We start from the raw sequence: 23,791 nt of genomic DNA, 5'->3' as shown, positions 1-23,791 counted from the left end.
AGACATCCTCCAATAAAACCCTTTTCTATCGCAACACCTTCATCATCGCAGCCAATCGCTCATCTCCATACCCTGCGGCTCTGGCCTTGTTGAAAAGCCCCAGCGCAAATACCGGGAAAGGGGCTTTAATATTCCCTTCCGCCGCCTGGCGCATCATCAGCTCAAAACTAAGCGCACATATCTCCAGCGAACTTTGAGGGGAAGTGTAATGCGCCTGCTGTATATCATCCGCCGTGCTCTTCACCATCTGTCCTAACACGGGGGAGATGTCAGCTATCATATTACCCAGGGCGGCAACGTCCAGGCCCTCCGACTCTATTATACGCACGCCGTGAAAGAACCCGAACATCATTCCAAACATACTGGAAAGCGCGGCAAGATCCCAGGCTGCAGCCGCTCCCGGTGCTTCGCCCACATACAAAAGCATGCCGGCAAGTATCTTTAAAACCGCTTCGCTGCGTTCAAAGGCCGTTTGAGATCCCGAAAAGAAAATAGGTGTAGACGGCTGCCCCATCTGGGAAGGCGTAGCCAGTATAGCTCCGTCCAGGTACAAGGCCCCGCGCGACTTCATCATCGCAGCCATTTCCCGTGCGTCCTGCGGTGTACCAGTGCTTAACTGGATAATCGTCTTCCCCTGCACATCTACCTCCCCGAAAATCTCATTAGTGACCGCATAATCCAGCACACAGATAATAACCAGTGAACTGGCACTCACTGCTGCATGGATATCACCCGTGTATTTGGCGCCCTCTTTAACAAGCTGCTCAGCCTTCGCTGCCGTTCTGTTCCAGACAGTAACCTCCTGCTTCTCCTTCACCAGTAAATGTGCCAGCACTGATCCCATTGCGCCCAGACCTATAACTGATACTTTTTCCCGTGTTGTGCCCGGCAGCTTGTCTTCATGATAAGTTCTCATTGCTATTTATATTTTAATGCAAAGAGAACTGTTTCGCAGACGGCTACCAATACGGGAAATTAATTGCGGGTATGGAAAATTTTTTCCATACCCGCTTCGTCCGGGACATAGGTGTATTTTTGTACCTGTTAAAAACGATTGGCTATGTACGAAAAGAAAATGCCCAAAGAGTTTAACTGTGGATTTTCCATTATCATGGAGATCATTGGTGGCAAATGGAAATCCTATCTTCTCTTCATGATCAGTACTGGTGTACGCAGGCCCAATGAGTTGCACAAAAAGGTGCCCTCCGCCACACGCCGTGCGCTAAATCTTCAGTTACGGGAACTGGAATTTCATGGTATTGTAAAGCGGGTGATCTATCCGGAACTGCCGCCACATGTGGAATATTACCTGACTGAATTCGGTGAATCTTTACTCCCCGTAATACAGGAAATGGATAGATGGGGTAGCCGCCACGCTGATAATTTCAAAATGCTCATGGAGCAGAAGGAGAAGCGTCCTGCAAACATGGCACTGGCGAATGTCAGCTGAAAAGGTATCTAAGCAGCCTGTCGCTTCATACTCTTTTTAATGATTTCCCGGTGTTGTTTACCCCACAGGCTCAATTCCCGCAATACATTCTTCAGGGTCAGGCTATGCTGAGTCGCTTCATACACGATGATGGCCGGTGTACCGGCATATACCTTACGTGTAATAAATTCATTCAGTTCCAGGTCTTTTAATTCTTTCGCCAGGATCTTCGGGGAAATACCACTCAACTCATGCTGTATTTCATTGAACCTTTTAGGAGATTGTACCAGGCTTAATATCAAAGGTAATCTCCATTTACCCCCAAGTACATATAGTGCATCCACCACGTGGTGAAGCGACGTCGCACATTCCTGCCTGTTGGGAATTGACTCTATTTCATGAACCATTATTTCCATATCCAAAGTTACACACTTTCCTGAATGTGAGCGCTTTCCTACAGGTAAGTCGGATCGTTTCAGTACGCGGCGCCTGTACCTTTGTCTCCGATAGTAACGGGAGCGGGTAAAGCCGGCGCCAGGGCTCCTGTTATATCTAAACGCTAATAAATATTAATCAAGGTTTTATGAAACGTATCCTTCATCTGATCTCAAGCATTCAGGGAACTGAATCTTATAGCTATAAACTCAGCAATGCGATTGTTAATAAAGTGATTGAAAAGTATCCAGGCAGCACGGTGGAAGAAGTGAACCTGAACGAGCAGGATATTCCGCACCTAAACCCCATGATCCTTCAGTCTATGTTTACGCCCGGTGCCCAGCTGACCGACGAAGGAAGGGCATCCATACGCTATTCCAATGAAGCGGTGAAGCAATTATTAGCAGCTGATATCATTGTTATTGGTGCTCCTCTTTACAATTTGACGATTCCTTCCACTTTAAAAGCCTGGGGCGACCACATCACAAGGGCTGGTATTACCTTCGGCTATAGTGAGAAAGGCCCCGTTGGTATGGTCACCGGTAAGAAAGTCTATGTTGCCATGTCATCTGGTGGTATCTATTCGGAAGGCCCCTCAAAAGGCAATGATTTTGTAGCGCCTTATCTGAAGGCCTTCCTGGGACTCTTAGGTATGACTGATGTCACGGTTTTTCGTGCGGAAGGCGTCAAACTTGCCGGCGTGAAAGAGCAGGCCCTGGAAAAAGGTATTGCGAGCATATACATTGACTGATGACTTAGCGCTGCATCCCATGCTGCAGCACCTCCTCCGAGGATGATGTTTGACGATCAAAGGCCAGGGCAAAAAAAAACTTGGTTAATTAAAATCGTTTATGCACCTTTGCACCCTCATTGCGAGGTAGAGCAGAGGTAGCTCGTCGGGCTCATAACCCGAAGGTCAGAGGTTCGAATCCCCTCCTCGCTACAAATAGAAAGAGGGTGTCAGTGTTGACACCCTCTTTCTATTTAACTACCGGTAAGACTTTTTCGGACCACTCTAAGTAGCCATACACGGCTTGCCATCTTACTTAATATCTATTATCTATAGTCACCAATGTTCCTTTCTCCTTTCATGGCCGCGATATACTCCGGCAAACTATTCAACTCCGGATAGCCCCCCTCCGCAGTATCCCCAGGCAGGTCCGTCATCGTATAAAGATTAATATACCGGGCAAACATTTTTTCGCCCAACAAACTTTGTAATAAAAGGAAGATAGCAGTATCAAGATGCTCACTCGATTTCACAAGTTCATAGTCCCTGAAATGGATCACCAGGTTCAGCTTCTCCGGCTGGTTTTCATCTTCAATAGCAGTAAACCACATCTCGGATGGAGACAGATCCAGGTCTTCATATTCAATACCCTCGTTATCTTCCTCCGCGGGTATCAGTGCAGTGAAGGTCCAATGATCAATTACTGGCGCTCTTGACACCAGGTATTCTGCGTCGTCGAAGAACGCTTCATTACCTTCAGCGGTAATAATAAGTTCACCTTCATTTTCTATGTTTATGCGCATTTCGAAAAACAAGCTGGTGCAATATAGGTGGAGTCTCGTGGTAAGCTCTTCAAATATTTCTTCACATTCTTCCGGTTCCATCTCCCTGAAAAAGCGGAAGTCATCGCTCTTCTCCTCAAACCAACGCCAGAATTTTGCCGCATCAGTACTTCTAAGCATATCTTGTCTATTTTGTGGCTGTACAAGCCGGGGGTAACAGTTAGTTTATAGCCGCAAGTTAACGCTATTTCATCATATTATACTTCTCTCCCATCAGGTCTCATATTCAATCGCCACAGGTAGAGTGGAAAACAGGAATTCCTGACCTTGATGGTCAGGAATCCGGAAGAATATATTGCCCGTCAGCCTAATTTTCTCATCCGCAAAACGATGCAGTTAAACTATAAAAGCTATAGGTCTCCTTTACAGATTGCTATCAGCCATCTCAATGCTAATCCGGCAGAAATAAAAAGTATTATAGCAACGAAGATGATAGGAAGACGGTTCTCTTAATCCATCAGGCCTTTTCCCTCAAGAATCTGTGGCATACATTTCTCAACCCTCGACACTCTTGTCTTCGATTGTTTAGGTGCAGAAAAATGAAGCAGGTATGCGCGTTGCCTTCCGGGCGTCAATGCCTCAAAAGCAGCCTTTAGGGCAGGGTGGGTATCCAGTTTCTGTTGAAACTCCTCAGCAACAGGAAATTCTGTGGTCTTTTTGTAGTTCACTTTCAAACCAGCCCTTTCTACTTCAATGGCCTCATAGATATAAGATTTCAGGATCTGTGTCATTCCTGCCACCTCCTTGGCATTGGTAAAACGGATCTGCCGTGTTGCCTGTGTATTCTCTGTCTGCTGGATTAAAATACCTTCAGGATCATTTAACAAAGCGCCCTTGAAAAACAGCATGGCGCAGTATTCTTTGAATGTGTGTATCAGCACTACATTGTTACCCTCATAAGTGTAACAGGGTGTTCCCCACTTAAATTCCTCCATCAGCTGACAATCAAGTATAATATTTCTCAACTTCTCCAGTTCCTTCTCCCATTTGGATTTGCTGATGTATGCGTCAACTTTAGGGTGCATGTTATGACTTATTGGTTTAACGAATGTTCCGCCTGCTCCTGTCCTGAACAGGTATGCCATGGTCGGGATCAGGAACAACAATGGGTGATAATATTTGATTTACATATCACCCATTGCGGATATACTGCTACAAATATATACGTAGTTATATAACCACGCAAATGTCTATATTTGTTGACACATCATTCACATGCTTTTGTATTCTCCACTTCATAATGTTTATACATGGAGAGGCTCATCTGATCACCGCTCTCCCTATTATATATTCTTTTCGTCTATCAACCTTCTATATCTTCACTTTATACACTGTATACGGAGATGTTCGTTTATCTACTCCGTTATTGTATTCTGGCTGCTTCTGGATCTGTGAGCAACTTACATACAAATATCCGTCTGCAATTGAATAGCTATCGGGCCATATTAGCCTGTCGTCCTGTACTATTGTAGTCATCTTCAGGGTTGAATCCAGCTTCACGAGGCGATACCGTTGCAGGTCGCCCAGGTACAGATTCCCTTTTTTATCGAAGATCATACCATCAGTGGTCGTAAAATGTCCCAGGTCTTCTACCCTGCTACCCAGATCAGCGTCGTTCATATTCCAGTCGCGCAGGTATTCTGTCTTAATACGATAAAGTTTATCATCCGAAAGCGGTTTATAGTATAACCAATCACCATTGGGCGTTAACGCAATACCATCTGAATTAAATTTTGCCGGCCGGCCATTCTTCATCAGTTCCCGTCCATCAATGACAAACTTATATGCGGGGTCTGATATCGTAGAATAATGTGCCTGCAATACCCTCCTCATTTGTCCGTTAGCCAGGTTCACGACAATGATACCTCCTCCTTTGGATTCGGTGAGATAAGCATATTGACGGGCTACATCTATCCGTACATCATTGACATAGGAAGTATCCGCGAGAATATCCATAAACGAATAGGTTCTGGCCACGGTATTACTGGTCTTATCCATTTTCACCAGTTTGGCCCCATTGCCCTGTATCGTTTGTAAACGGGGTGCAGCAGGATCCAGTATCCAAAGATCGCCTGCATCATCAAAATAAACGGACTGTACACATACCCATTTATCCAATCCGGACAATCCATGTTGCCATTGTTGCATGTCTTCATTCGGATAAGGTGTTTTACCTGTTCTTCCCTGTGTTACCACTACCGCGTATTTATAAATATCCGACCAGCGGGGATAGTTCACCAGCATGCGTCCGCCTTCTTCTTTCGCGACGCCTGTCAGCTGGTAGGTATTATCCTCAAAGACCAATTGTAAACCGTGATTATTATCCGGATCATTATCATCAGAACAGGCTGCCAGGATGCCTGTTAACAGCAAGAAGAGTACAGCACAATTTTTCATAAACATGTGTTTTAAAAGATAGCAATTGAATCACCTCATCTTCAGAAACATTGTGCCAATACATTATCCCATGGGGACAATGATGCGCTGGTCGGCGCGAAACACTCCCATTTTCCTCACGTACCATCAAATGCATCTCTAAGCTGTTGCAGTCTTTGCCCGTTAAATAATTATCAATGTGGCAATTACTCTCATAAGAACAGCGAAGGCAGCTGTTCATAATGCATTACAAGCCGCTAAATAATCGTGCAACAAAAGCGATTTAACAGGAAAAGATTAACAACTAGAAATATTTATATTTACACCTATTGCTATATTCTGACAAGTATTTATATTACATTTGTAAATATACCGTTATGAAAAAACACCTACACACCTTCTCAATATTACTTCTTGCATCCATCTCCTTAAGTGCTATGCATTTTACAAAAGTGTATATCTGCAAGTCCCCAACCAGTTACTCGTACCACAAAGGATATTGCGAGGGCTTGAAACGATGTACACACAATATTGATTCTGTGACAGTGCAGGAGGCAAAAGCGATGGGGAAAGATCATGCCTGCGGGTATTGTTACCGTTGAGTAAATATTGCAATGACTAAGATCCGCTGGAGGGCAGCTGGAGTTATATCCACTGGGGGGGGCGGTTGTATTATTAGTTGCCTACCTCCAAGCACCTCATGTAGCGGAGGGGTTCAGGTGGAGACCCAAGGGCCTTATCCCTTGGAGAGCGCTGATACGACCTACCTGGGGTTAATCAACACACAAATGCCAAACACGATTGATAAGCTATATAGCAAGGTACTCGGAAAGGGATACAGCCGAGGGGTCCCACCTGGAACCGCAGCAACATCCTCAATAAACCAAACATAAACAAAAAAGCGTCGTACTAGTGTCCGCTCAGGCCGCGGGCGATCCCCACTTCCAAACCTCTCAGCTCCGCCAGGCCTTTCAGGCGACCTATCGCCGAGTAACCAGGATAGGTGGTTTTGGTAAGATCGTCTAACATCTGGTGACCATGATCCGGTCGCATAGGCAAGCTATGCCCTTTCTGCTGCATTAACAGCACCAATTCCTTCACCACGGCATACATATCGACAACTCCATCCAGGTGATCAGACTCAAAGAAATTCCCGGCTGTATCCTGCTGCGTATTACGGAGGTGAACGAAGTGAATACGATCTCCGAACTGCCGCACCATCTCTGGCAGATGATTGTCTTTTCTTACACCAAAAGACCCGGTACAAAAGCACAAGCCGTTCGCCGGCGATGGCACCGCCTGCAACAAAGCCTCCACATCATCAGCAGTGCTTAAAATACGCGGCAATCCCAACACCGGGAAAGGTGGATCATCCGGATGAATAGCCAGCTGTACCCCTACAGATTCTGCTACTGGCGCCACTTCACGTAGAAAATAATATAGGTGCTCCCTTAACTTATCAGCATCGATACCTTTATAAGTATCCAGCGCCGACAGCACTTCAGCTGCAGTAAAAGGTACATCACTGCCGGGCAATCCCAGTAAGGCATTCTTGTACAGCGTCGCCTTCTCCCCCTCACTCATATTTTTCAACAAAGCTGCAGCAGCTTCGATCTCTGCGGAAGTATAATCCTGCGCTGCCCCTGGCCGCTCCAGCATAAACAGGTCAAAAGCAATAAAGGCTGAGCGCTCATAACGCAATGCCTTACTGCCACCGGGCAGGGTGTAATTAATGTCTGTCCTCACCCAATCCAGCACCGGCATAAAATTGTAAGTCACCACCTTCAGACCGCATTTTGCGACGTTCAACAGACTTTGTTTATAGTTCCCTATATGCTGCAGATAATCACCTGACTGCTTCTTGATGTCTTCACTGACCGGCAGACTTTCAATCACCGTCCAGTCCATACCAGCAGCTTCAATTTCTTTCTTCCGTCTGAGGATCTCCGGTACTGTCCATATTTCTCCTACTGGTATGTGGTGCAAGGCTGTTACCACGCCTGTACATCCTGCCTGTCTGATATCGCGCAGGCTAACCGGATCATTAGGGCCAAACCAGCGCATTGTTTTCTCCATCAATAACATTAGCTATAGTATTATTCTCAATGAAATGAATATTTTTTGTCTGATGCTTTTTCGCCCCGCCTGACACCCACATAATTAAACAACTGGAAAAATGCAATGCCTGCAGCATCACACCGCAGGCATTTTATCTACCCTATGAACTATTTCTTGCCGTTGCCCGGTTGCCCATTCTTCCGTATTTGACTAATATAATTAAAATCGGTTGTAATAAACTATAAGCCAATACCAGCATCGATTACACACATAAGATACCGCATTGCCCGGGGCGATACAAAAACGAGAACTGCAATAATTACGAAGTCACATTAAAGGGTTGCTGATAGCCTTCAGCAGGCAGGAAATGAGCTGTCTGTTTTTCATTAAGCCCTTGGCACCAGCCTTCTTTCGTTTATTTCGTGGCACCCTTGAAATGTGCTTTCATAGTGGAATCTTTAAATCAGTCTTTTCACACAACGAATATAGCAATTTCGATAAAATTACAACCGATTGTATTTTTATCGTAAAATATTTCTGCTTTTATTTGCACGGGAAACACTCTTGTCATGCCAGAAGAAAAAGAAATCACGATATACGACATAGCCAGGCTTCTGAATATTTCACCTACGACGGTTAGTCGTGGGCTGAAAGATCACCCTACTATTAATATAAAGACCCGGAAGAAGATTGCTGAAGTGGCGCGTCAGCTGGGCTATCGTTCCAATACCTTTGCCAGCAGCCTGCGTAGCAAAAGGACGCAGACGCTGGGCGTGATCGTGCCAAGGCTGAATAGTAGTTTCATGTCTTCTGTACTTGCCGGCATGGAGAATGCGGCCAGCAAGGAAGGCTACAACCTGATCATTGCGCAGTCACTGGAGCAGGCAGACAAGGAAATGGAGAACGTGATGACAATGTTCAACAAGCGGGTGGACGGACTGCTGGTATCCCTGGCCCATAGCTCAGAGAACGTCCGGCATTTCGACGTATTCTTTAATAAGAAGATCCCCGTGATCTTCTTCGACCGTGTGGCCTCCCATCCTGACAGTACCAGTATCATTATAGACAATTTCACTGCCGCCTACCAGGTAACCCGCCATCTTATCATGCAGGGCCACAAACGCATTATGCACCTGGGAGGAAATATGTTGCTGAATGTTTATTCCGAACGATTAAGAGGCTACAAACAGGCCTTACAGGACCACAAACTGCATTTCGACGAGAAACTGGTTATGTCAGGCAACCTGACAGAAGAATGCGGTACAGATATCGCCATACAACTTTTGAAACTGAAACCCAAAGACAGGCCGGAAGCCGTCTTCTGCGCCAACGACACAGCCGCCGTCTATTGCATGATCGCCCTCAGGAATGCCGGCGTCAACATCCCGGAAGACATCGCCTTTGCCGGCTTTAACAACGATCCTATCAGCAGGGTGATAGAACCCAATCTTACAACGGTCAACTATCCCGGCTATAACATGGGCCAGGCCGCAGTCGCCGGTCTCGCCAGCCATCTGAATGGCGATACCAACATTACCAATATGAACACGATCGTACTGAGATCTGAGCTGATTATCAGGGCTTCTTCAGGAAAGCGGAAATAAGCCTTATGATCCGGACAGGATGGTACATTTACTGAGGTACTCCTTATTGAAGAAAGTGGTGTAATGTGCAGTCTCCCGCAGTTCCATAGTAGCCACATTCAACTCCCACACCGCTGCGTCAAGGTATGGTATGTTCACTAACAATTCGACTGTAAACGCATCTTTCTGGCGGATATCAAACACGGGATTAGTATCGATCGTAGTCACAACGCCTTCATCCCATACCGTTATCTCAAAATCACCCGCCACTACTACCCATTTTTCGTCATCACTGATGACCCCACAGGTTGGATTCCCATAAAACCAGTTCAGGTACGTTACCTCACGGGTATCCAGGTGAAGCAAATAGGCATTCTCCGACTGACTCACCATTCTAAGATTCCTGCCTATGATATATTTATCAGCCCCTCCAAGGGTGAAATAAGCATTATATAAATTCGTAAACAATTCACACATAAGGGCTGCAAAGTAACGCATATCCTTTTTTATATACAAATTTGGTACAAACACACCTTGCCTATTGCGGGAACCAATATGACCACAAACATGCGCATATAACCGGGATCGGGGTTTACAGCCATCACCACAACGTACGCCTGGTATCACCCCGTGTTGAAACCCGGGGCTACAAACACGCGCCCACCTGCGGCGGGCGCTCCGTATTAATGAACGCCCAACCACCCCAAAATCCCCCAATGTAGCGGAGGGTTTCAGGTGGAGACCCAAGGGCCTTATCCCTTGGAGAGCGCTGATACGACCTACCAGGGGTTTAATAAAGATCCAAAAGCCAAACACGATTGATAAAGCCAAATAGCAAGGACTCGCAGAGGGATACAGCCCGGGGTCCCACCTGAAACCGCAGCAACATCCCCAAACAAACCAAACAAACAACAAAACATAATCCTCCAAGGCAAAGCGAAAACAAAACAAATCTTTGTAATTAAATTTCTTTTCCCGACTTTTACGCAACCGATTGTAATTTATACAACATCCCCGTTATGAAAAAAGCACTCCTGCTGCTGTTGACACTATTCCTCGTACAGCTATCACACGCCGAAGACGGATACCGGCTCTGGCTTCGCTATAACCACATAGACAACAACAAGCTCCTGCTATCCTACAGGAAAACAATCACCGCCATCCACGTGGCCGGCCAATCCCCCACCATGGACGCAGTGAAGAAAGAACTGGAACTGGGCTTGAACGGCCTGCTCGACACCAAAATTGCCGTGACCAGCAGGCCTGGAGGCAACACGATCATCGCCGGTACCCGCGAAGCATTAACCACATCAAAGCTACTGCCGCAAGGCGCCCAGGTACCTGCAGACGGGTTCCTCATTACTACAAACGTGGCCAACGGCAATACGATCATCACCGCCAACACGGCAACAGATATACTTTACGGCGCATTTCACCTGTTAAGGCTGATCCAAACCCACCAATCCATCGAAAACTTACATATCATATCCTCTCCCCGTGTGAAGCTCCGGCTATTGAATCACTGGGATAATCTGAACAGGTACGTAGAACGCGGATATGCCGGTATATCTATCTGGAACTGGCATACCCTCCCCGACTATATAGACGACCGTTACACAGACTACGCCCGCGCCAACGCATCTGTCGGCATCAATGGTACAGTGCTGAATAACGTCAACGCCAATGCGACGGTACTCACAGCGCCTTACCTGCAGAAAGTAGCTGCACTTGCCAATGTACTCCGTCCTTATGGCATTAAAGTATATCTCAGCGCCCGTTTCAGTGCGCCGATAGAGATAGGTCACCTGAAAACAGCCGATCCCCTCAACGATAGCGTACGCCAATGGTGGCAGGCCAAAGCGAAAGAGATCTACCAGTTGATCCCCGACTTCGGTGGCTTTCTCGTAAAGGCCAACAGCGAAGGACAACCCGGCCCGCAAAGCTATGGCCGCAGCCATGCAGACGGCGCCAATATGATGGCAGATGCCCTAAGCCCTTTCGGCGGCATCGTCATCTGGCGCGCCTTTGTATACGACCCGCAGGCGAATGACAGGTTCAAACAGGCTTATGCTGAATTTACCCCGCTGGATGGTAAGTTCCGTAAGAATGTACTCGTACAGGTAAAGAACGGACCTATCGATTTCCAGCCCAGAGAGCCCTTCTCTCCCCTGTTCGGCGCTATGCCACGAACGCCGCTGATGATGGAATTCCAGCTCACACAGGAATACCTGGGTCAGGGTACGCACCTTGTGTATGAAGCGCCCCTGTTTAAGGAAGTGCTCAATGCAGATACATATGCCAAAGGCCCGAACAGCACCGTTGCAAAGGTCATCGATGGTAGTCTCTACGATCATAGCCTGTCAGGCATTGCCGGTGTATCCAATATCGGTAATGAACGTAACTGGACAGGTCACCTGTTTGGGCAGGCCAACTGGTATGCCTTCGGGCGACTGGCATGGGACTATACACTCAGCAGCGAACAGATAGCGACAGAATGGATTCAACAAACTTTCAGCAATGATCCTACGGTCGTTGTGTCAATCAAACAGATCATGCTTGCCTCGCGCGAAGCGGTTGTGAATTACATGACGCCCCTCGGCCTGCATCACATCATGGGTAACGGCCATCATTATGGCCCCGCTCCCTGGAGTAACAACGCCCCCCGGCCCGACTGGGACCCGGTGTATTATCATAAAGCAGATGCTAAAGGTATCGGATTTGACAGAACAGCCTCCGGCACCAATGCACTACAACAGTACCAGACCGCCGTACAACAGTTATACGCCGACAGCAATACCTGCAGTGATCAATACCTGCTATGGTTCCACCACGTAAGCTGGCAGCATAAAATGCATTCCGGCCGAACCCTCTGGAACGAGCTTTGTCATAAATACCAGGAAGGCGTAGACACCGTCGGCGCCATGCAACACAAATGGGAGCAGCTAAAAAATAATATCGACCCGGAAAGATTTCACCAGGTACAGATGCTGCTGGCTATCCAGCATAAAGATGCCATCTGGTGGAGGAATGTCTGCCTGCTGTACTTCCAGACCTTCTCCCAAATGCCCTTCCCGGCCAATTATGAAAAACCAGACCATACACTTGAATACTATCAACAGCAACGCTTCCCTTACGCACCGGGAAACTGATATGCATTAAATAAACAGACCTCTATGGACAACGCAAACAATCGAGTAGCAATAGTAACCGGCGGAGGCTCAGGTATAGGACTCGCTATCGCGGAGAAATTCGTCGCCAGCGGCATTCACACCGTGATCGTGGGCAGAGATGAAAAGAAGCTGCAGGCCGCCAAAATACAACTGGGCGACCTCTGTTATCCCATCATCCATGATATGAGCAAGCTGCCTTCTATTCCTGATCTCATCAAAAAAATAATTGACCAGTTCGGGCATATCGATATACTGGTAAACAATGCCGGCATCAATATGAAGAAGGATTTTACCGAGATCACCGACGAAGAGTTCCAGCAGATCATCACCACCAACCTTTGCTCCGTATTCTCCATTTCCAGGGAAGTGGTGAAATACATGTTGCCCAAAGGCAATGGTAGCATCATCAATATAAGCTCTATGGCGGCCCAATACGGCATGCCAAGGGTAATAGCATATAGTGCCAGTAAAACGGCAATAGACGGCATGACAAGGGCCATGGCGGTTGAATTATCACCCAAAGGGATCCGCATCAATTCCATCGCTCCCGGGTTCATCGAAACTGCGATGACGGCCAAAGCACTGAATGCAGATCCTGAAAGGAAACAGAAAGCCATTGGCAGAACACCCATGGGACACATGGGCCAGCCCAAAGATGTGGCAGATGCAGCACTATTCCTTGCTTCCGATGCATCAAGGTATATTACAGGGGTAATATTGCCGGTAGACGGTGGTAATTCAATTGGATTCTAAGCTTAACATATCTCACGTTTTATGAAGACTATTCGTTTGTTCCTTCTCAGTACAATAATAAGCACTTCCATATGCGCCCAGGTCAGGCTTCCACGCCTGATCAGCGACAACATGGTATTACAGCGGGAAACCCAGCTAAACCTGTGGGGATGGGCTACCGCAGGGGAAAACATCACTATCAGCTTCGCCGGTAAACAATACGAAACGGTCACTCCTGCGGATGGCCACTGGCGGGTGGCCATTCCGCCTATGGAAGCTGGCGGTCCCTACGACATCAGGATCGACGCCAGCAATCATCTCACCATTAAGAACGTTCTTATTGGCGATGTATGGCTTTGTTCCGGTCAGTCTAATATGGAACTGCCCATGGCACGCTTAAAGGACAAATACCCCGCAGTGATTGCAGCAGCCGCTAACCCTCATATCAGGGCGTTTAACGTGGCTACCCGGATGAACTGGCAACAGCCGCAGGAAGACCTTGAAAGCGGCGCCTGGATGCCGGCCGACCCGGAATCTGTGCTGCAATTCTCCGGTGTAGGATATTTCTTTGCGAAAGCGCTCTATGAAAAATATCATATCCCCATCGGTATTATCAGAGCAGCTACCGGTGGCTCAACTGCGGAAGCATGGCTAAGCGACGAAGCACTGCAGCAGTTCCCAGCTATTTACAATTCCCTGAAATTAAGAGACCAAAGGTACCTCGACAGCGTGCGTAAAGCCGATCAGCAAGCCAGCGACAACTGGTATAGCAACTTATGGTGGCAGGACAAAGGTATACAGGCACCTGTCAGGTGGGCCGACAGCAACTATCACCCGCAGGACTGGAAGACCATGAACATTCCCGCTTACTGGCACGACGAGGGACTGAAAAACATACACGGCGTTGTATGGTTCAGGAAAACCATACAGGTGCCTGCAAAGATGGCCGGACAGGCAGCGAGGTTATTCCTCGGAAATATGGTGGACAGGGACTCCGTCTACCTCAACGGGCAGCTGGTAGGCGCTACACAATACCAGTACCCTCCCCGGAAATACCCTATCGCTGCCGGCATGCTGAAGGAAGGCGCCAACACCATCGTCATACGACTGATCAACTACAGTGGTAAGGGCGGATTCTATCCTGACAAATCTTATCAGCTGTTCACTGCTACCGATACCATCGATCTGAAAGGACCATGGCAATACCAGTTGGGCGCTGCTGCTGATCCTATTCCACCCACCATGACCTTTTATACTCAGCCTTTAGGCCTGTACAACGGGATGATAGCCCCCTTATTGCCTTACGCTATCAAAGGCGTTATCTGGTACCAGGGAGAAGCCAATTCAGACAGGGCAGCTGAATACGCCCAATTGCTTCCCGCCCTGATAAAAGACTGGCGGATTAAATGGGCAGGCATGCATCCCATGAGGAATTTTCCTTTCCTCTATGCGCAGCTGACCAGTTACATGCCCGTTCATCCGCAACCTACCAACAGCAACTGGGCCCTGTTGCGCGAAGCACAGTTAAAGACGCTTTCTGTTCCCAATACAGCGATGGCCGTAACCACAGATATCGGCGAATGGAACGACATCCATCCGCTCAACAAAGAAGATGTAGGCAAACGGCTGGCCCTGGCCGCCCGTAAACTGGCGTATCATGATAGCCTGCTGGTTAGCTCAGGTCCCCTGTATAAAAGCATGACCATAAAGGGGAATAAGATCATCCTGCAATTCACCAATACCGGCGCTGGCCTGACAGCAAAAGGCGGACCGCTCAAACACTTCGCTATTGCCGCAGCCGATGGCAAATTCAGGTGGGCACATGCAGAAATAAAAGGCAACACGGTGGTTGTATGGCATGAATCTGTCAGCAAGCCTGTAGCGGTGCGTTATGCCTGGGCCGACAGTCCGCTGGATGCTAATCTATACAATAAAGAAGGCCTGCCCGCATCACCTTTCAGAACAGATGATTTCCCGGCTATTCCTTAAAACATCTACGGAACGCAGCGCAGCCGATGCCTGTATGTATATCTAAGCAGCATCCCGTTTGTCCTTCAAATACGGGCGTATCACGCAGAGATCATTGTTTGTATCAAAGCACGCAAGACTGGCTGCATTCCTCCGAAATACATACTGGCGCAGCCCCCGGCGATACCTGTCCAATACTACCCGCTTATCCATTAATACAAATACAGGCATAGCGCTCAGCGATGCCTGTATTTGTATTTGAACACCAGCATCGCGATATTCAATCCCAATGCCAGAAAATTGGTTGAAATAATAGGAAGATCGGATTTGGCGAATCCATAGTATATCCATAAACTGTTTCCTGTTAGCATCACTATGAACATAAATACGGACACATCCTGTGCCTCTTTTGTCTTTACCGTCTTAATCAGCTGTGGAAGTAATGAAGAAGATGTACATATACCTGCTACAAGCCCCAGTATTTCAATAAATTCCATGACCCAGTTTATTATTCCGGCAGTAAAATAATGCCAATACCGGCAGCCCCTTGCATAGTTGCGCCGCGCTCCGGCAGCTGTAAGAATGGCACAATCTCTGATCAGGCATATCATAAGATTTTTTCACCCAAAACCTTATCATATGTCTGATAACAAAACCAATGTTGGTCAGCAGGACCGCATAAGAATTGATGCCAATGATCCGGCAGAAGTGGAATATGTTCACAGGCAGTTTCCGCACCTTAAACATGAACAGGTACTGGAGGCCATCAAAAATAAAGGGCCATTCCGGGAAGATGTTATCAAATATCTGCAGAATCTGAAGTAATTTCAGTGAAACGCCCTGCGTAAGGAACGCAGGGTTTTTCACTCATCATAATTAGGGTAAACAATGGCATCATCCGATCACATTTTAGCAATAGACGTAGGCGGTTCACACATCAAAGGCACGATTCTCAACAGCAAAGGCGAATGGCAGATGGAATACAAGCGGCTTCCAACTCCTAAAGACGCGAAGCCGGCGGATGTACTGGAAACCATTTCCACACTGGTCCAGGATATGCCGGCCTACGACAAGGTTTCAGTAGGCTTCCCTGGTTATGTACGCAATGGTATCGTTTATACCGCACCCAACCTGGGCAATCCCAACTGGAAGAACATCGACCTGGGCCAGCAGATCGCTGACCTGCTTGGTAAGCCGGTAAGGCTTGTGAACGATGCAGACCAGCTCGGCCTGGGCGTGGTCAGCGGTAAAGGATACGAACTGGCTGTCACATTGGGCACCGGGTTCGGCACCGCGTTGCTGATAGACGGGTATCTCCTGCCTCACCTCGAACTGGCCCACCACCCTGTGACCAAAGAGCACGATTATGACGAATACATCGGGAATAAAGCCCTGGAAAAAGAAGGGAAAGAGAAATGGAACAAAAGAATGGAACGGGTATTCGAGATCCTGAAGATCGTCTTTAATTACGACCGCCTGTATATAGGAGGAGGAAGTGCTGACGAACTCACCATCCCCCTGGACGATAACATGCACATTTTCACCAATAAAGAAGGTATTAAGGGCGGTGCGCGACTATGGGATCTGGAAGACAGATATCATATCAGCACCAACCATCCTAAAAACTAGTGCATCAGATAAAAAACAACAGCGCCGCAGAAGACGTATCCTCTGCGGCGCTGTTGTTGACTAAAACTACAAATTGCTCTCATTCTGCGGCAACGGATACCTTGCCCACACATCATCATCGGGCCTGTCTTTCGGCAGGGTGCCCAATAAGTTATAACGTCTTGCGTCTATCCAACGGTGTCCTTCCATAAACAGGGAATACCTCCTGTTGTACAGCAGCTCTGTTGTCAACGCGGCCACTGTAACGGCGCCTGCATATGGCGTCAGGTTATGCGCTGTCCTGATACGGTTCAGCGCTACAATAGCATCGGGAATAGCACCGCTCTGTATCTTGGCTTCCGCATAGATCAGGATCAGTTCCTCATTGCGGATGATGCTTACCGGCGAATTCAGTGAGCTCCAGATCACCACGTCACGCGTAGCGGTCAGTCCATTCTGACTGAAAGCGGCATTACGCAGGGCGGTCTTATTGATACGATCGTCACCGGGAACAATATCAGCCGCATAGGAAGGATGTGCTCCTCTTACTTCACCGGTATTGTTTGGGGCGATGAACATTGTATTGGCCAGGTCGCCACCATTTGTAGAGAAGTAATGGTATATGCCTGTATTCAGTGCGCCGTTCAGATCGAAGAAAGATTCGTTCAAAGCCGTTAATGCCGCTGCCCAGTTCTTCCTGTAGATGTACACCCTGGCAGCCAGCGCACGGTTAAATTTCAGCAGACCGGCAGCATCTTTGAAACCGGCAAAACCATCTGATAAGGGGAACATGACCTGCGATCCTGTCAGGTCGGCTTTACCGTCGTCCAGGAATTGCAGGATAGTGTCCATTACTTTTCCGGGGTCTGTCACCACAGGACCTAATGTAGCACCATTAGGCACCGGTATACGCGCGCCATTGGAATCTGTCATATTGATGTTCAACAACAACTGGTAACCGATCAGCGTCTTTGCAAAACCGGAGAAGGCTTTTTTCTGTACATCGGAAGCAATTTCCGTACGGGCATTCTTAACCGCATCCAGCAGGATGAAACACTGCCTGGCCACCTGGTAACGGGCGCCCCAGGGATTTGTCAGGTAGAAAGTATTGTTGTCCAGTCTCCTGCTACCACCGCCAAGAATATCAGTGGTATAACGGGGCTCAGAACCGGAGAAACGATAGATCTCCCGGCCAATGGCGCCCAGGCCATCGAGGTAAACAGCATAGTGATTACGCATGCCCGATTCCGCACCTGTTACAAGGTTAAACAGGTCGCTGCGGGTTGGGTTATTAATGATACCACCTACTACAGGCGTATTCAGACTGGTTATTTCTCCTTTCTGACATGCACTCATGATCAGCAGGAAAAAGGCGGCAGTTATAATTGAGAAATAGCTCTTCATATGTAATAATTTTTAACAGACAGAAAATGATCAGAAATCCACACCAACATGGAAGCTCGCTCTTTTTGAAGCAGGGAACGGTGTAACATCCACACCGGTAGATAAACCATTACTACCACGGCTTGTAGAAGTAGTGATGGTATTACTTCCGAAGTTGGATACTTCAGGGTCGTACCCTACATAATCTGTCCAGGTAAAGAAGTTGTTGGCCGATACGCCCAGACGGACGCCCTTGATGAAATTGGTGTTTCTCAACGGTACATTATAGTAAAGCCCAATCTCGCGGATACGTACATAAGATGCATCCTGTACGTAGATAGAAGCATCACCTGCACCCGTGCGGTACACACCCGCTTTAGTGCCATGCGACACATCGTCGTAGTCGAATGAAGTAGCGCCCAGATCTGTCAGCAGCTGCGTGAGGTTGATATTGTCGCCGCCCTTCTTCCAATGTACCAGGAAGCGCAGGGTGAAGTTTTTCAGGAAGGTCACTTCATCATAAAAACTCATCTGGAATTTAGGTTCTGAGTTACCGATCAGTTTCAGATCACTGCCCACCGTTCCTTTGATCTGAGTAGCGGGTTGTCCTTCTTCCAGGTAAAAAGTACCGAGTGAGTTACCGAAGGCGCCGATCGCATATGGAGGTATGATCAGTTTCGTTACTTTGGAACGGTTACGCCACCAGCTGATGGAAGATGACCACCTGATGTATTTATTATTGATCGGCAGGGCGGTCAGTCCCAGCTCAATACCGTTGTTTTTCAGGTCTCCACTGTTCTTCCACTCGTTCGCATAACCGGAAGATCCGGGCAGGGCGTGACGCAGCAGTACATCCTGTATTTTCTTGATATAGTAAGTAGCTTCCAGGCTCACCCTGCCGTCCAGCACACTTACGTCCAGACCTGTTTCGAACTCAGACTGTCTTTCCGGTTTGATGTCAGGATTACCAAGCAGGTTATCGACCAATATACCGGGAAATCCGCCGATATTACTTCCCAGCATACCGGTGAACTTACTGCTGTATGGCGGTACGTTGCCTGACTGGCCATAGGCTGCACGTATCTTCAGGTTCTGCACATCCTTCACATCCCAGAATTTCATCTTGGCAATGTTCCAGGAAACAGCTCCTTTAGGGAATACATAATATTTCTTGTAGTCGCCGTTATTGGTAGACCGGTCAAAACGTACACCTCCGCTCAGCGTAATAGCGTCCAGCAGCGAGAGGTCTTCCTGTATGAAGATACCATTGTCGCGGTACTTCTGCCTGAACTGCCGGGTAGTGGTATTGGCGCTTGCGTCCAGATTGCTCTGACCCGATACAAGGTTGGTGGCTACAGTCACGATGTTATCCATAAAACCAGTTTCCAGTGTAGCACCTACAGTACTGGTCAGGCTGATATTATCATTTGGTGTGAAGGTATTGGCCAGGAACCCACCTAAGTTTGTATTGGTGTTGTTTGTATTACCCTGGATGGAATGCCCCTGTAAAGCGTTCTCCTCAAACTGCAGATCACGGGGGAACAGGGCGGCAGTTTTATAGTTAAAATAATCCACTCCGCCACGGCCAATGAATTTGGTGGAAGAATGTTCATTCTGCTGAATGCGGATCTCCAGGTTGGCGCCGCCAACAAAGCGGTTGGTCAGTTCGTTGTTTTTCATTTTGTCACGGGTCTCCAGCGGATTGGACGCCGCGAACGGGTTCCGGGGATATTCACCCAGGGCATTAGGGAACAGGTCCACAAAATCGGGCGTAGACGACAAAGCCACACCATAAGTAACACCATTGTTATCATTGTTGGTCAGCCCTCTGTCAGCATCAGAGTGAATATAACTGGTAGTAACGCCAAGAGAGATATAATCGCTGATCCTGTGATCGATATTCACGCGTACAGAGTTATTAAAATAACCGGTATTCTTTACGATACCCTGCTCCTGCCTGCGATTGCCCGAGATGTAGAATGTGGTTTTCTCACCACCGCCACTCAGCGACAGACCAGTGTTCAATATCAGGCCTGTTTCGCCATACATTTCCTTTTCATAGTCGTAGATCTTGCCTGCGCTCTTAGCTGCATTATATTGCGCTGCATATTGCGCACGCCTCGCTATTACGGTAGGATCAGCGCTGGAAGACGGTCCGGCCAGATCAGCAGCTGTTTCAGCGGTAAAAGCACGCACACCCATCAGGTGCCTTACTTTGGCGAAACCAGTTTCGTGATTCACACTGATCTTTGTTTTACCGGCCCTTCCTTTTTTTGTAGTGATGATCACCACACCGGCTGCTGCTTTCGCGCCGTACAAGGCAGCAGCAGAGGCTCCTTTAAGGATCTCTATGTTCTCAATATCCTGTGGGTTGAGATCAGCGATACGGCTGGAAGGGTTATCCTGGTTGTTAGGGTTACCCGCAGTAGCTGCACCGGTTACATCGTTCAGTCCCGCAGGGATACTGCTATTATTAAAGAAGATACCATCCACTATATATAGTGGCTGTGAGTTCCCAAATACGGAGGTGATACCCCTCATCTTTACAGAAATACCGCCACCGGGGGCACCGGAGTTGGCCGTGATCAGGGCGCCGGGCACCTTGCCGCTCAACGCTGCATCGAAGGTCTGCGCAGGCGCTGTACCCGACAGCTGATTGGCATTGATGGTCACCACGGTATTGGCCAGGTTGCTCCTTTTTACAGTAGTGGCCAGACCGGTTACCACAATTTCATCCAATTTGGCAAAGTCTTCTTCCATCGTAATGTCCAGAGAAGAACTGCCCGATACCTTAATCGTTTGTGTTTTGTATCCTGTAAAGGAAACAAGCAGCGTCGCGTTGGATGGAACGGAGAGATTATAGACGCCGTTTCCATCCGAGATCGTTCCCTTGTTGGTGCCCTGTATTCTGATAGTCACACCGGGAATAGGCTTGCCATTCACGGCGTCCTTGATTTTACCTGAAATGTTTTGCTGCGCAAATAGTGCCAGTGCGCTACATAGAAATAGCAACACAAGCAAGCTGGATTTGGGTAGAAGCATAGCTTGTTCGATTTAGATATGATGATGATTGATAAAAATTGCTACAGTTTCCTTTACTGATCTTATGATCCGCGATCTTTAGATTTTGGTGTTAAACGTGCTATTGGTCATGTCTGCTTATTTAACAGTTAACAGTGCATTGTGGTTCCCTGCCGGAATGTTCCTTCAGTTGCGGGGTTTCCGTACATCGGCAGGCGACTCTCATAAGCGGTCTTTATAACGTCGAATAAGTTCGGCAGATTACGAAAAACTCAAAGCATTTCGTTTTTTTTGTTTGGGCTATTTATACTATATTTTCTGATGGCTTCATTTCACCTGCAATAGTTCAGCATTAAACAATAAAATCCTGTAACCGGATTACATAGTAATCCGGTTACAGGATTTTTATCTATATATAGCATTGATCAGGGTTTTACACTACCGTCGATCGCACCTTTAAGGTCTTTGGAAATCAGTTGGTTCCCGTCAAAGAATGACACAGTAGCTTTGTCTTTGATGCTGAATTTTACTGGATTCAACAGGACTACCTTACCACTAAAATTATCCAGCTTCAGTATTTCACCCGTAGCATTTTTCTGCACCTGTATATAAGCGATAGCGTTAGGCGCGTCTTTAGACAAGTCTACATAAAAAGTATAGTAATAGTTACCGTCAGTCTGGTATCCGATTTCAGTAAAAGGAGGTTTGTTATCATTTGCATTGGCTACTGAAGTAAAGGAACACAGTGCCATCATAACAATCAGAAACAGGTTCAATGCGCGCTTCGTCATAGGGATAGTTTTCGTTTAAATAATAATAAAGGTTCAAGGTTCTATTACAATTTAACATTTTTTTATATTTAAAAACAATTTTTATTCCTTATGCGGGAAAAATAATTTCCTGAGAAGGCAGAAAAATTTTTTGTAAAATTTTTATCAACTGGTTATCAACCACTTAATACGTATAATGGACAATTGGCTAAAAAAAATTTTCCCGGCGTATTTTCGTTCAGTCGGGGCTACCTACTGGCACATAACTCTCATAAAATAAATCAATTATGTGTTACAGCCCACCACATTTGGCTTACTCATAATATCTACATCTCCATTTTTCTCACCTATATACTTTAAAATTTTTTTTAACCCTTGTACGCATATCGGGTATTAAATGTTGTCTTATATGCAAAGGGTTCATTCAGTTCAATGCGCGTTTAAATTTTGAATCTGGGTTAATAATTCGTGTAACCATAATAATAAAGGTAAAAGGTAAAATAGATGAACAGAAGCTTAATGGTTCTTGCAGCCTGCTGCATAACTATGCCTGCAATGGCACAATCCTTTCAGATCAAAGGAAAGCTCGGACGATTACAGGCGCCTGCCAAAGTGTACATCGGTTACACTTTCGACGGCAAAAGCATTTACGATTCTGCAGATGTTGACAACGGTAATTTTTCGTTCGACAGGCCTGTCTCCTATCCTACTAACATCCTGCTGACTGTAAGCCGGGACGGAGAGCCACAGACTTTCTTTAATGCCAAGGACATTGCTCATCTCTACGTAGAACCAGGTTCAATCGTATGGTTAACATCCGACGAAAGCATCGCCAACTTTGATGCTAACGGCTCCGCTTCACAGGATGATTATAAAACCTACCAGAAGTTCATGGCAGATGCAGAAGAAAAACTGACACTGCTGACCACCGAGTCATCCAACACATTGCAGAATGATGTATCGGAAAAAGCACTTGCAGCCAAAGGCTCATATATGGAGCATTTCCGTGCGGCAATGGACTATCGCAAACAAAAAATGAAGGAGTTTATCCAGCTGCATCCCGAGATGTACATCAGCCTGGATATCCTGGAAGAATATGCGGGCGCCTTTATCGACTACCGCGATGTTGAGCCTTTGTTTAAATCACTGGCCGATCGTACAAAAACATCTGCAAAAGGTAAGGCATACCTGAAAAAGATCGAAACCGCGAAACAGACCGCCGTTGGCGCTGCTGCTCCTGAGTTCTCACAAAAAGACGCTAATGGTAACCGGGTAACCCTGTCTTCCTTCAAAGGAAAGGTAGTATTACTGAACTTCTGGGCCAGCTGGTCGGCAGCTTCCAGACTGGAGAACCAGCAGCTGAAACAGATCCTGAAAACATACACCGCGAAAGATGTGACTGTGATCAACATTGCACTGGAAGAACGCAAAGAGCCGTGGATCCAGGCCATGAATGAAGACAGAATGCCAGGGTACAATGTATCTGATCTGAAATTCCTGAGAAACGAGATCGCCGAACTTTATAACGTTACTGCTGTTCCGCAGAACGTGCTGATAGACGGTTCCGGAAATATTATTGCCAGAAATCTGAAGGGGAGTCAACTGTCAGATAAATTAGCTGGTATAGTTGGTAAATAAGTAAAAGAGTGTAATCATAACAGGTAGTCATAGTGAATTAATGCAAAC

21 protein-coding genes and 1 tRNA gene are annotated in these 23,791 nt (G+C 47.1%); 11 read left to right on the top strand and 11 right to left on the bottom strand.

Annotated features, from left to right (window positions below; all coding sequences use genetic code 11):
• Positions 1–25 precede the first annotated feature (25 nt).
• Positions 26–916: an NAD(P)-dependent oxidoreductase gene (locus tag MYF79_RS17210; protein WP_247808889.1), complete on the bottom strand. Its 891-nt coding sequence runs from the start codon at positions 914–916 to the stop codon at positions 26–28.
• A 144-nt stretch (positions 917–1,060) separates the two neighbouring features.
• On the opposite strand from MYF79_RS17210, the gene MYF79_RS17205 reads away from it, so the two are divergent.
• Positions 1,061–1,450: a winged helix-turn-helix transcriptional regulator gene (locus MYF79_RS17205; protein ID WP_247808888.1), complete on the top strand. Its 390-nt coding sequence runs from the start codon at positions 1,061–1,063 to the stop codon at positions 1,448–1,450.
• 8 nt (positions 1,451–1,458) lie between these two features.
• Here the strand turns inward: MYF79_RS17205 and MYF79_RS17200 are convergent, their stop codons facing one another.
• Positions 1,459–1,845, bottom strand: coding sequence for a winged helix-turn-helix transcriptional regulator (locus tag MYF79_RS17200; RefSeq protein WP_247808887.1), 387 nt, complete (start codon positions 1,843–1,845; stop codon positions 1,459–1,461).
• Positions 1,846–2,012: 167 nt separating this feature from the next.
• Between MYF79_RS17200 and MYF79_RS17195 the strand changes: the two genes are divergently transcribed.
• Both MYF79_RS17195 and MYF79_RS17190 read left to right on the top strand, forming a co-directional pair.
• Entirely contained in the window at positions 2,013–2,615 is a 603-nt protein-coding gene (locus tag MYF79_RS17195; protein ID WP_247808886.1) for an FMN-dependent NADH-azoreductase, read from the top strand.
• Between the two features lie 120 nt (positions 2,616–2,735).
• Positions 2,736–2,807, top strand: a tRNA-Met gene (locus MYF79_RS17190).
• 113 nt (positions 2,808–2,920) lie between these two features.
• On the opposite strand, the gene MYF79_RS17185 is transcribed toward MYF79_RS17190, so the two are convergent.
• Entirely contained in the window at positions 2,921–3,556 is a 636-nt protein-coding gene (locus MYF79_RS17185; protein ID WP_247808885.1) for a hypothetical protein, read from the bottom strand.
• 150 nt (positions 3,557–3,706) lie between these two features.
• On the opposite strand from MYF79_RS17185, the gene MYF79_RS17180 reads away from it, so the two are divergent.
• Entirely contained in the window at positions 3,707–3,889 is a 183-nt protein-coding gene (locus tag MYF79_RS17180) for a hypothetical protein (RefSeq protein WP_247808884.1), read from the top strand.
• Here MYF79_RS17180 and MYF79_RS17175 read toward each other — a convergent pair.
• From MYF79_RS17175 to uxuA, 3 genes are all read right to left on the bottom strand, one after another.
• Positions 3,886–4,461, bottom strand: a complete 576-nt coding sequence (locus MYF79_RS17175) for a YdeI/OmpD-associated family protein (protein WP_247808883.1) — start codon at positions 4,459–4,461, stop codon at positions 3,886–3,888. The genes MYF79_RS17180 and MYF79_RS17175 overlap by 4 nt on opposite strands.
• Before the next feature lie 286 nt (positions 4,462–4,747).
• Positions 4,748–5,833 carry a major royal jelly family protein gene (locus MYF79_RS17170; protein ID WP_247808882.1) on the bottom strand — a complete coding sequence of 362 codons (1,086 nt, stop codon included), beginning with the start codon at positions 5,831–5,833 and terminating at the stop codon, positions 4,748–4,750.
• Positions 5,834–6,721: 888 nt separating this feature from the next.
• On the bottom strand, positions 6,722–7,888 hold the full coding sequence (uxuA, locus tag MYF79_RS17165; protein WP_247808881.1) for a mannonate dehydratase: 1,167 nt from the start codon (positions 7,886–7,888) through the stop codon (positions 6,722–6,724).
• 551 nt (positions 7,889–8,439) lie between these two features.
• On the opposite strand from uxuA, the gene MYF79_RS17160 reads away from it, so the two are divergent.
• Positions 8,440–9,474 carry a LacI family DNA-binding transcriptional regulator gene (locus MYF79_RS17160; RefSeq protein ID WP_247808880.1) on the top strand — a complete coding sequence of 345 codons (1,035 nt, stop codon included), beginning with the start codon at positions 8,440–8,442 and terminating at the stop codon, positions 9,472–9,474.
• Positions 9,475–9,477: 3 nt separating this feature from the next.
• On the opposite strand, the gene MYF79_RS17155 is transcribed toward MYF79_RS17160, so the two are convergent.
• Positions 9,478–9,951, bottom strand: a complete 474-nt coding sequence (locus MYF79_RS17155) for a hypothetical protein (RefSeq protein WP_247808879.1) — start codon at positions 9,949–9,951, stop codon at positions 9,478–9,480.
• A gap of 521 nt (positions 9,952–10,472) precedes the next feature.
• Between MYF79_RS17155 and MYF79_RS17150 the strand changes: the two genes are divergently transcribed.
• The 3 genes from MYF79_RS17150 to MYF79_RS17140 are packed head-to-tail and all read left to right on the top strand — an operon-like array spanning position 10,473 to position 15,344.
• The gene (locus MYF79_RS17150; protein ID WP_247808878.1) at positions 10,473–12,602 is read left to right on the top strand and encodes an alpha-glucuronidase family glycosyl hydrolase; all 2,130 of its coding nucleotides are present in this window, start codon (positions 10,473–10,475) and stop codon (positions 12,600–12,602) included.
• A 24-nt stretch (positions 12,603–12,626) separates the two neighbouring features.
• On the top strand, positions 12,627–13,376 hold the full coding sequence (locus tag MYF79_RS17145; protein WP_247808877.1) for an SDR family NAD(P)-dependent oxidoreductase: 750 nt from the start codon (positions 12,627–12,629) through the stop codon (positions 13,374–13,376).
• A 21-nt stretch (positions 13,377–13,397) separates the two neighbouring features.
• Complete coding sequence (locus MYF79_RS17140) at positions 13,398–15,344, top strand: sialate O-acetylesterase (RefSeq protein WP_247808876.1); 1,947 nt, start codon at positions 13,398–13,400, stop codon at positions 15,342–15,344.
• A gap of 215 nt (positions 15,345–15,559) precedes the next feature.
• Here MYF79_RS17140 and MYF79_RS17135 read toward each other — a convergent pair whose 3' ends face one another.
• Complete coding sequence (locus tag MYF79_RS17135; RefSeq protein ID WP_247808875.1) at positions 15,560–15,820, bottom strand: SemiSWEET family sugar transporter; 261 nt, start codon at positions 15,818–15,820, stop codon at positions 15,560–15,562.
• 142 nt (positions 15,821–15,962) lie between these two features.
• On the opposite strand from MYF79_RS17135, the gene MYF79_RS17130 reads away from it, so the two are divergent.
• Both MYF79_RS17130 and MYF79_RS17125 read left to right on the top strand, forming a co-directional pair.
• On the top strand, positions 15,963–16,148 hold the full coding sequence (locus tag MYF79_RS17130) for a DUF3606 domain-containing protein (RefSeq protein WP_247808874.1): 186 nt from the start codon (positions 15,963–15,965) through the stop codon (positions 16,146–16,148).
• A 63-nt stretch (positions 16,149–16,211) separates the two neighbouring features.
• On the top strand, positions 16,212–16,952 hold the full coding sequence (locus MYF79_RS17125; protein WP_247808873.1) for an ROK family protein: 741 nt from the start codon (positions 16,212–16,214) through the stop codon (positions 16,950–16,952).
• 66 nt (positions 16,953–17,018) lie between these two features.
• Here the strand turns inward: MYF79_RS17125 and MYF79_RS17120 are convergent, their stop codons facing one another.
• The 3 genes from MYF79_RS17120 to MYF79_RS17110 form a co-directional block, all read right to left on the bottom strand.
• The gene (locus tag MYF79_RS17120; protein WP_247808872.1) at positions 17,019–18,335 is read right to left on the bottom strand and encodes a RagB/SusD family nutrient uptake outer membrane protein; all 1,317 of its coding nucleotides are present in this window, start codon (positions 18,333–18,335) and stop codon (positions 17,019–17,021) included.
• 30 nt (positions 18,336–18,365) lie between these two features.
• Complete coding sequence (locus tag MYF79_RS17115) at positions 18,366–21,356, bottom strand: SusC/RagA family TonB-linked outer membrane protein (protein ID WP_247808871.1); 2,991 nt, start codon at positions 21,354–21,356, stop codon at positions 18,366–18,368.
• A 404-nt stretch (positions 21,357–21,760) separates the two neighbouring features.
• The gene (locus MYF79_RS17110) at positions 21,761–22,126 is read right to left on the bottom strand and encodes a hypothetical protein (RefSeq protein WP_247808870.1); all 366 of its coding nucleotides are present in this window, start codon (positions 22,124–22,126) and stop codon (positions 21,761–21,763) included.
• Positions 22,127–22,660: 534 nt separating this feature from the next.
• Here MYF79_RS17110 and MYF79_RS17105 point away from each other — a divergent pair.
• Positions 22,661–23,743, top strand: coding sequence for a TlpA disulfide reductase family protein (locus MYF79_RS17105; protein ID WP_247808869.1), 1,083 nt, complete (start codon positions 22,661–22,663; stop codon positions 23,741–23,743).
• Positions 23,744–23,791 lie beyond the last annotated feature (48 nt).

This window comes from Chitinophaga filiformis, assembly GCF_023100805.1.
Lineage (GTDB): Bacteria > Bacteroidota > Bacteroidia > Chitinophagales > Chitinophagaceae > Chitinophaga > Chitinophaga filiformis_B.
Note: the sequence above shows the minus strand (reverse complement) of the source record. Positions and strands in the feature narration are given on the sequence as shown.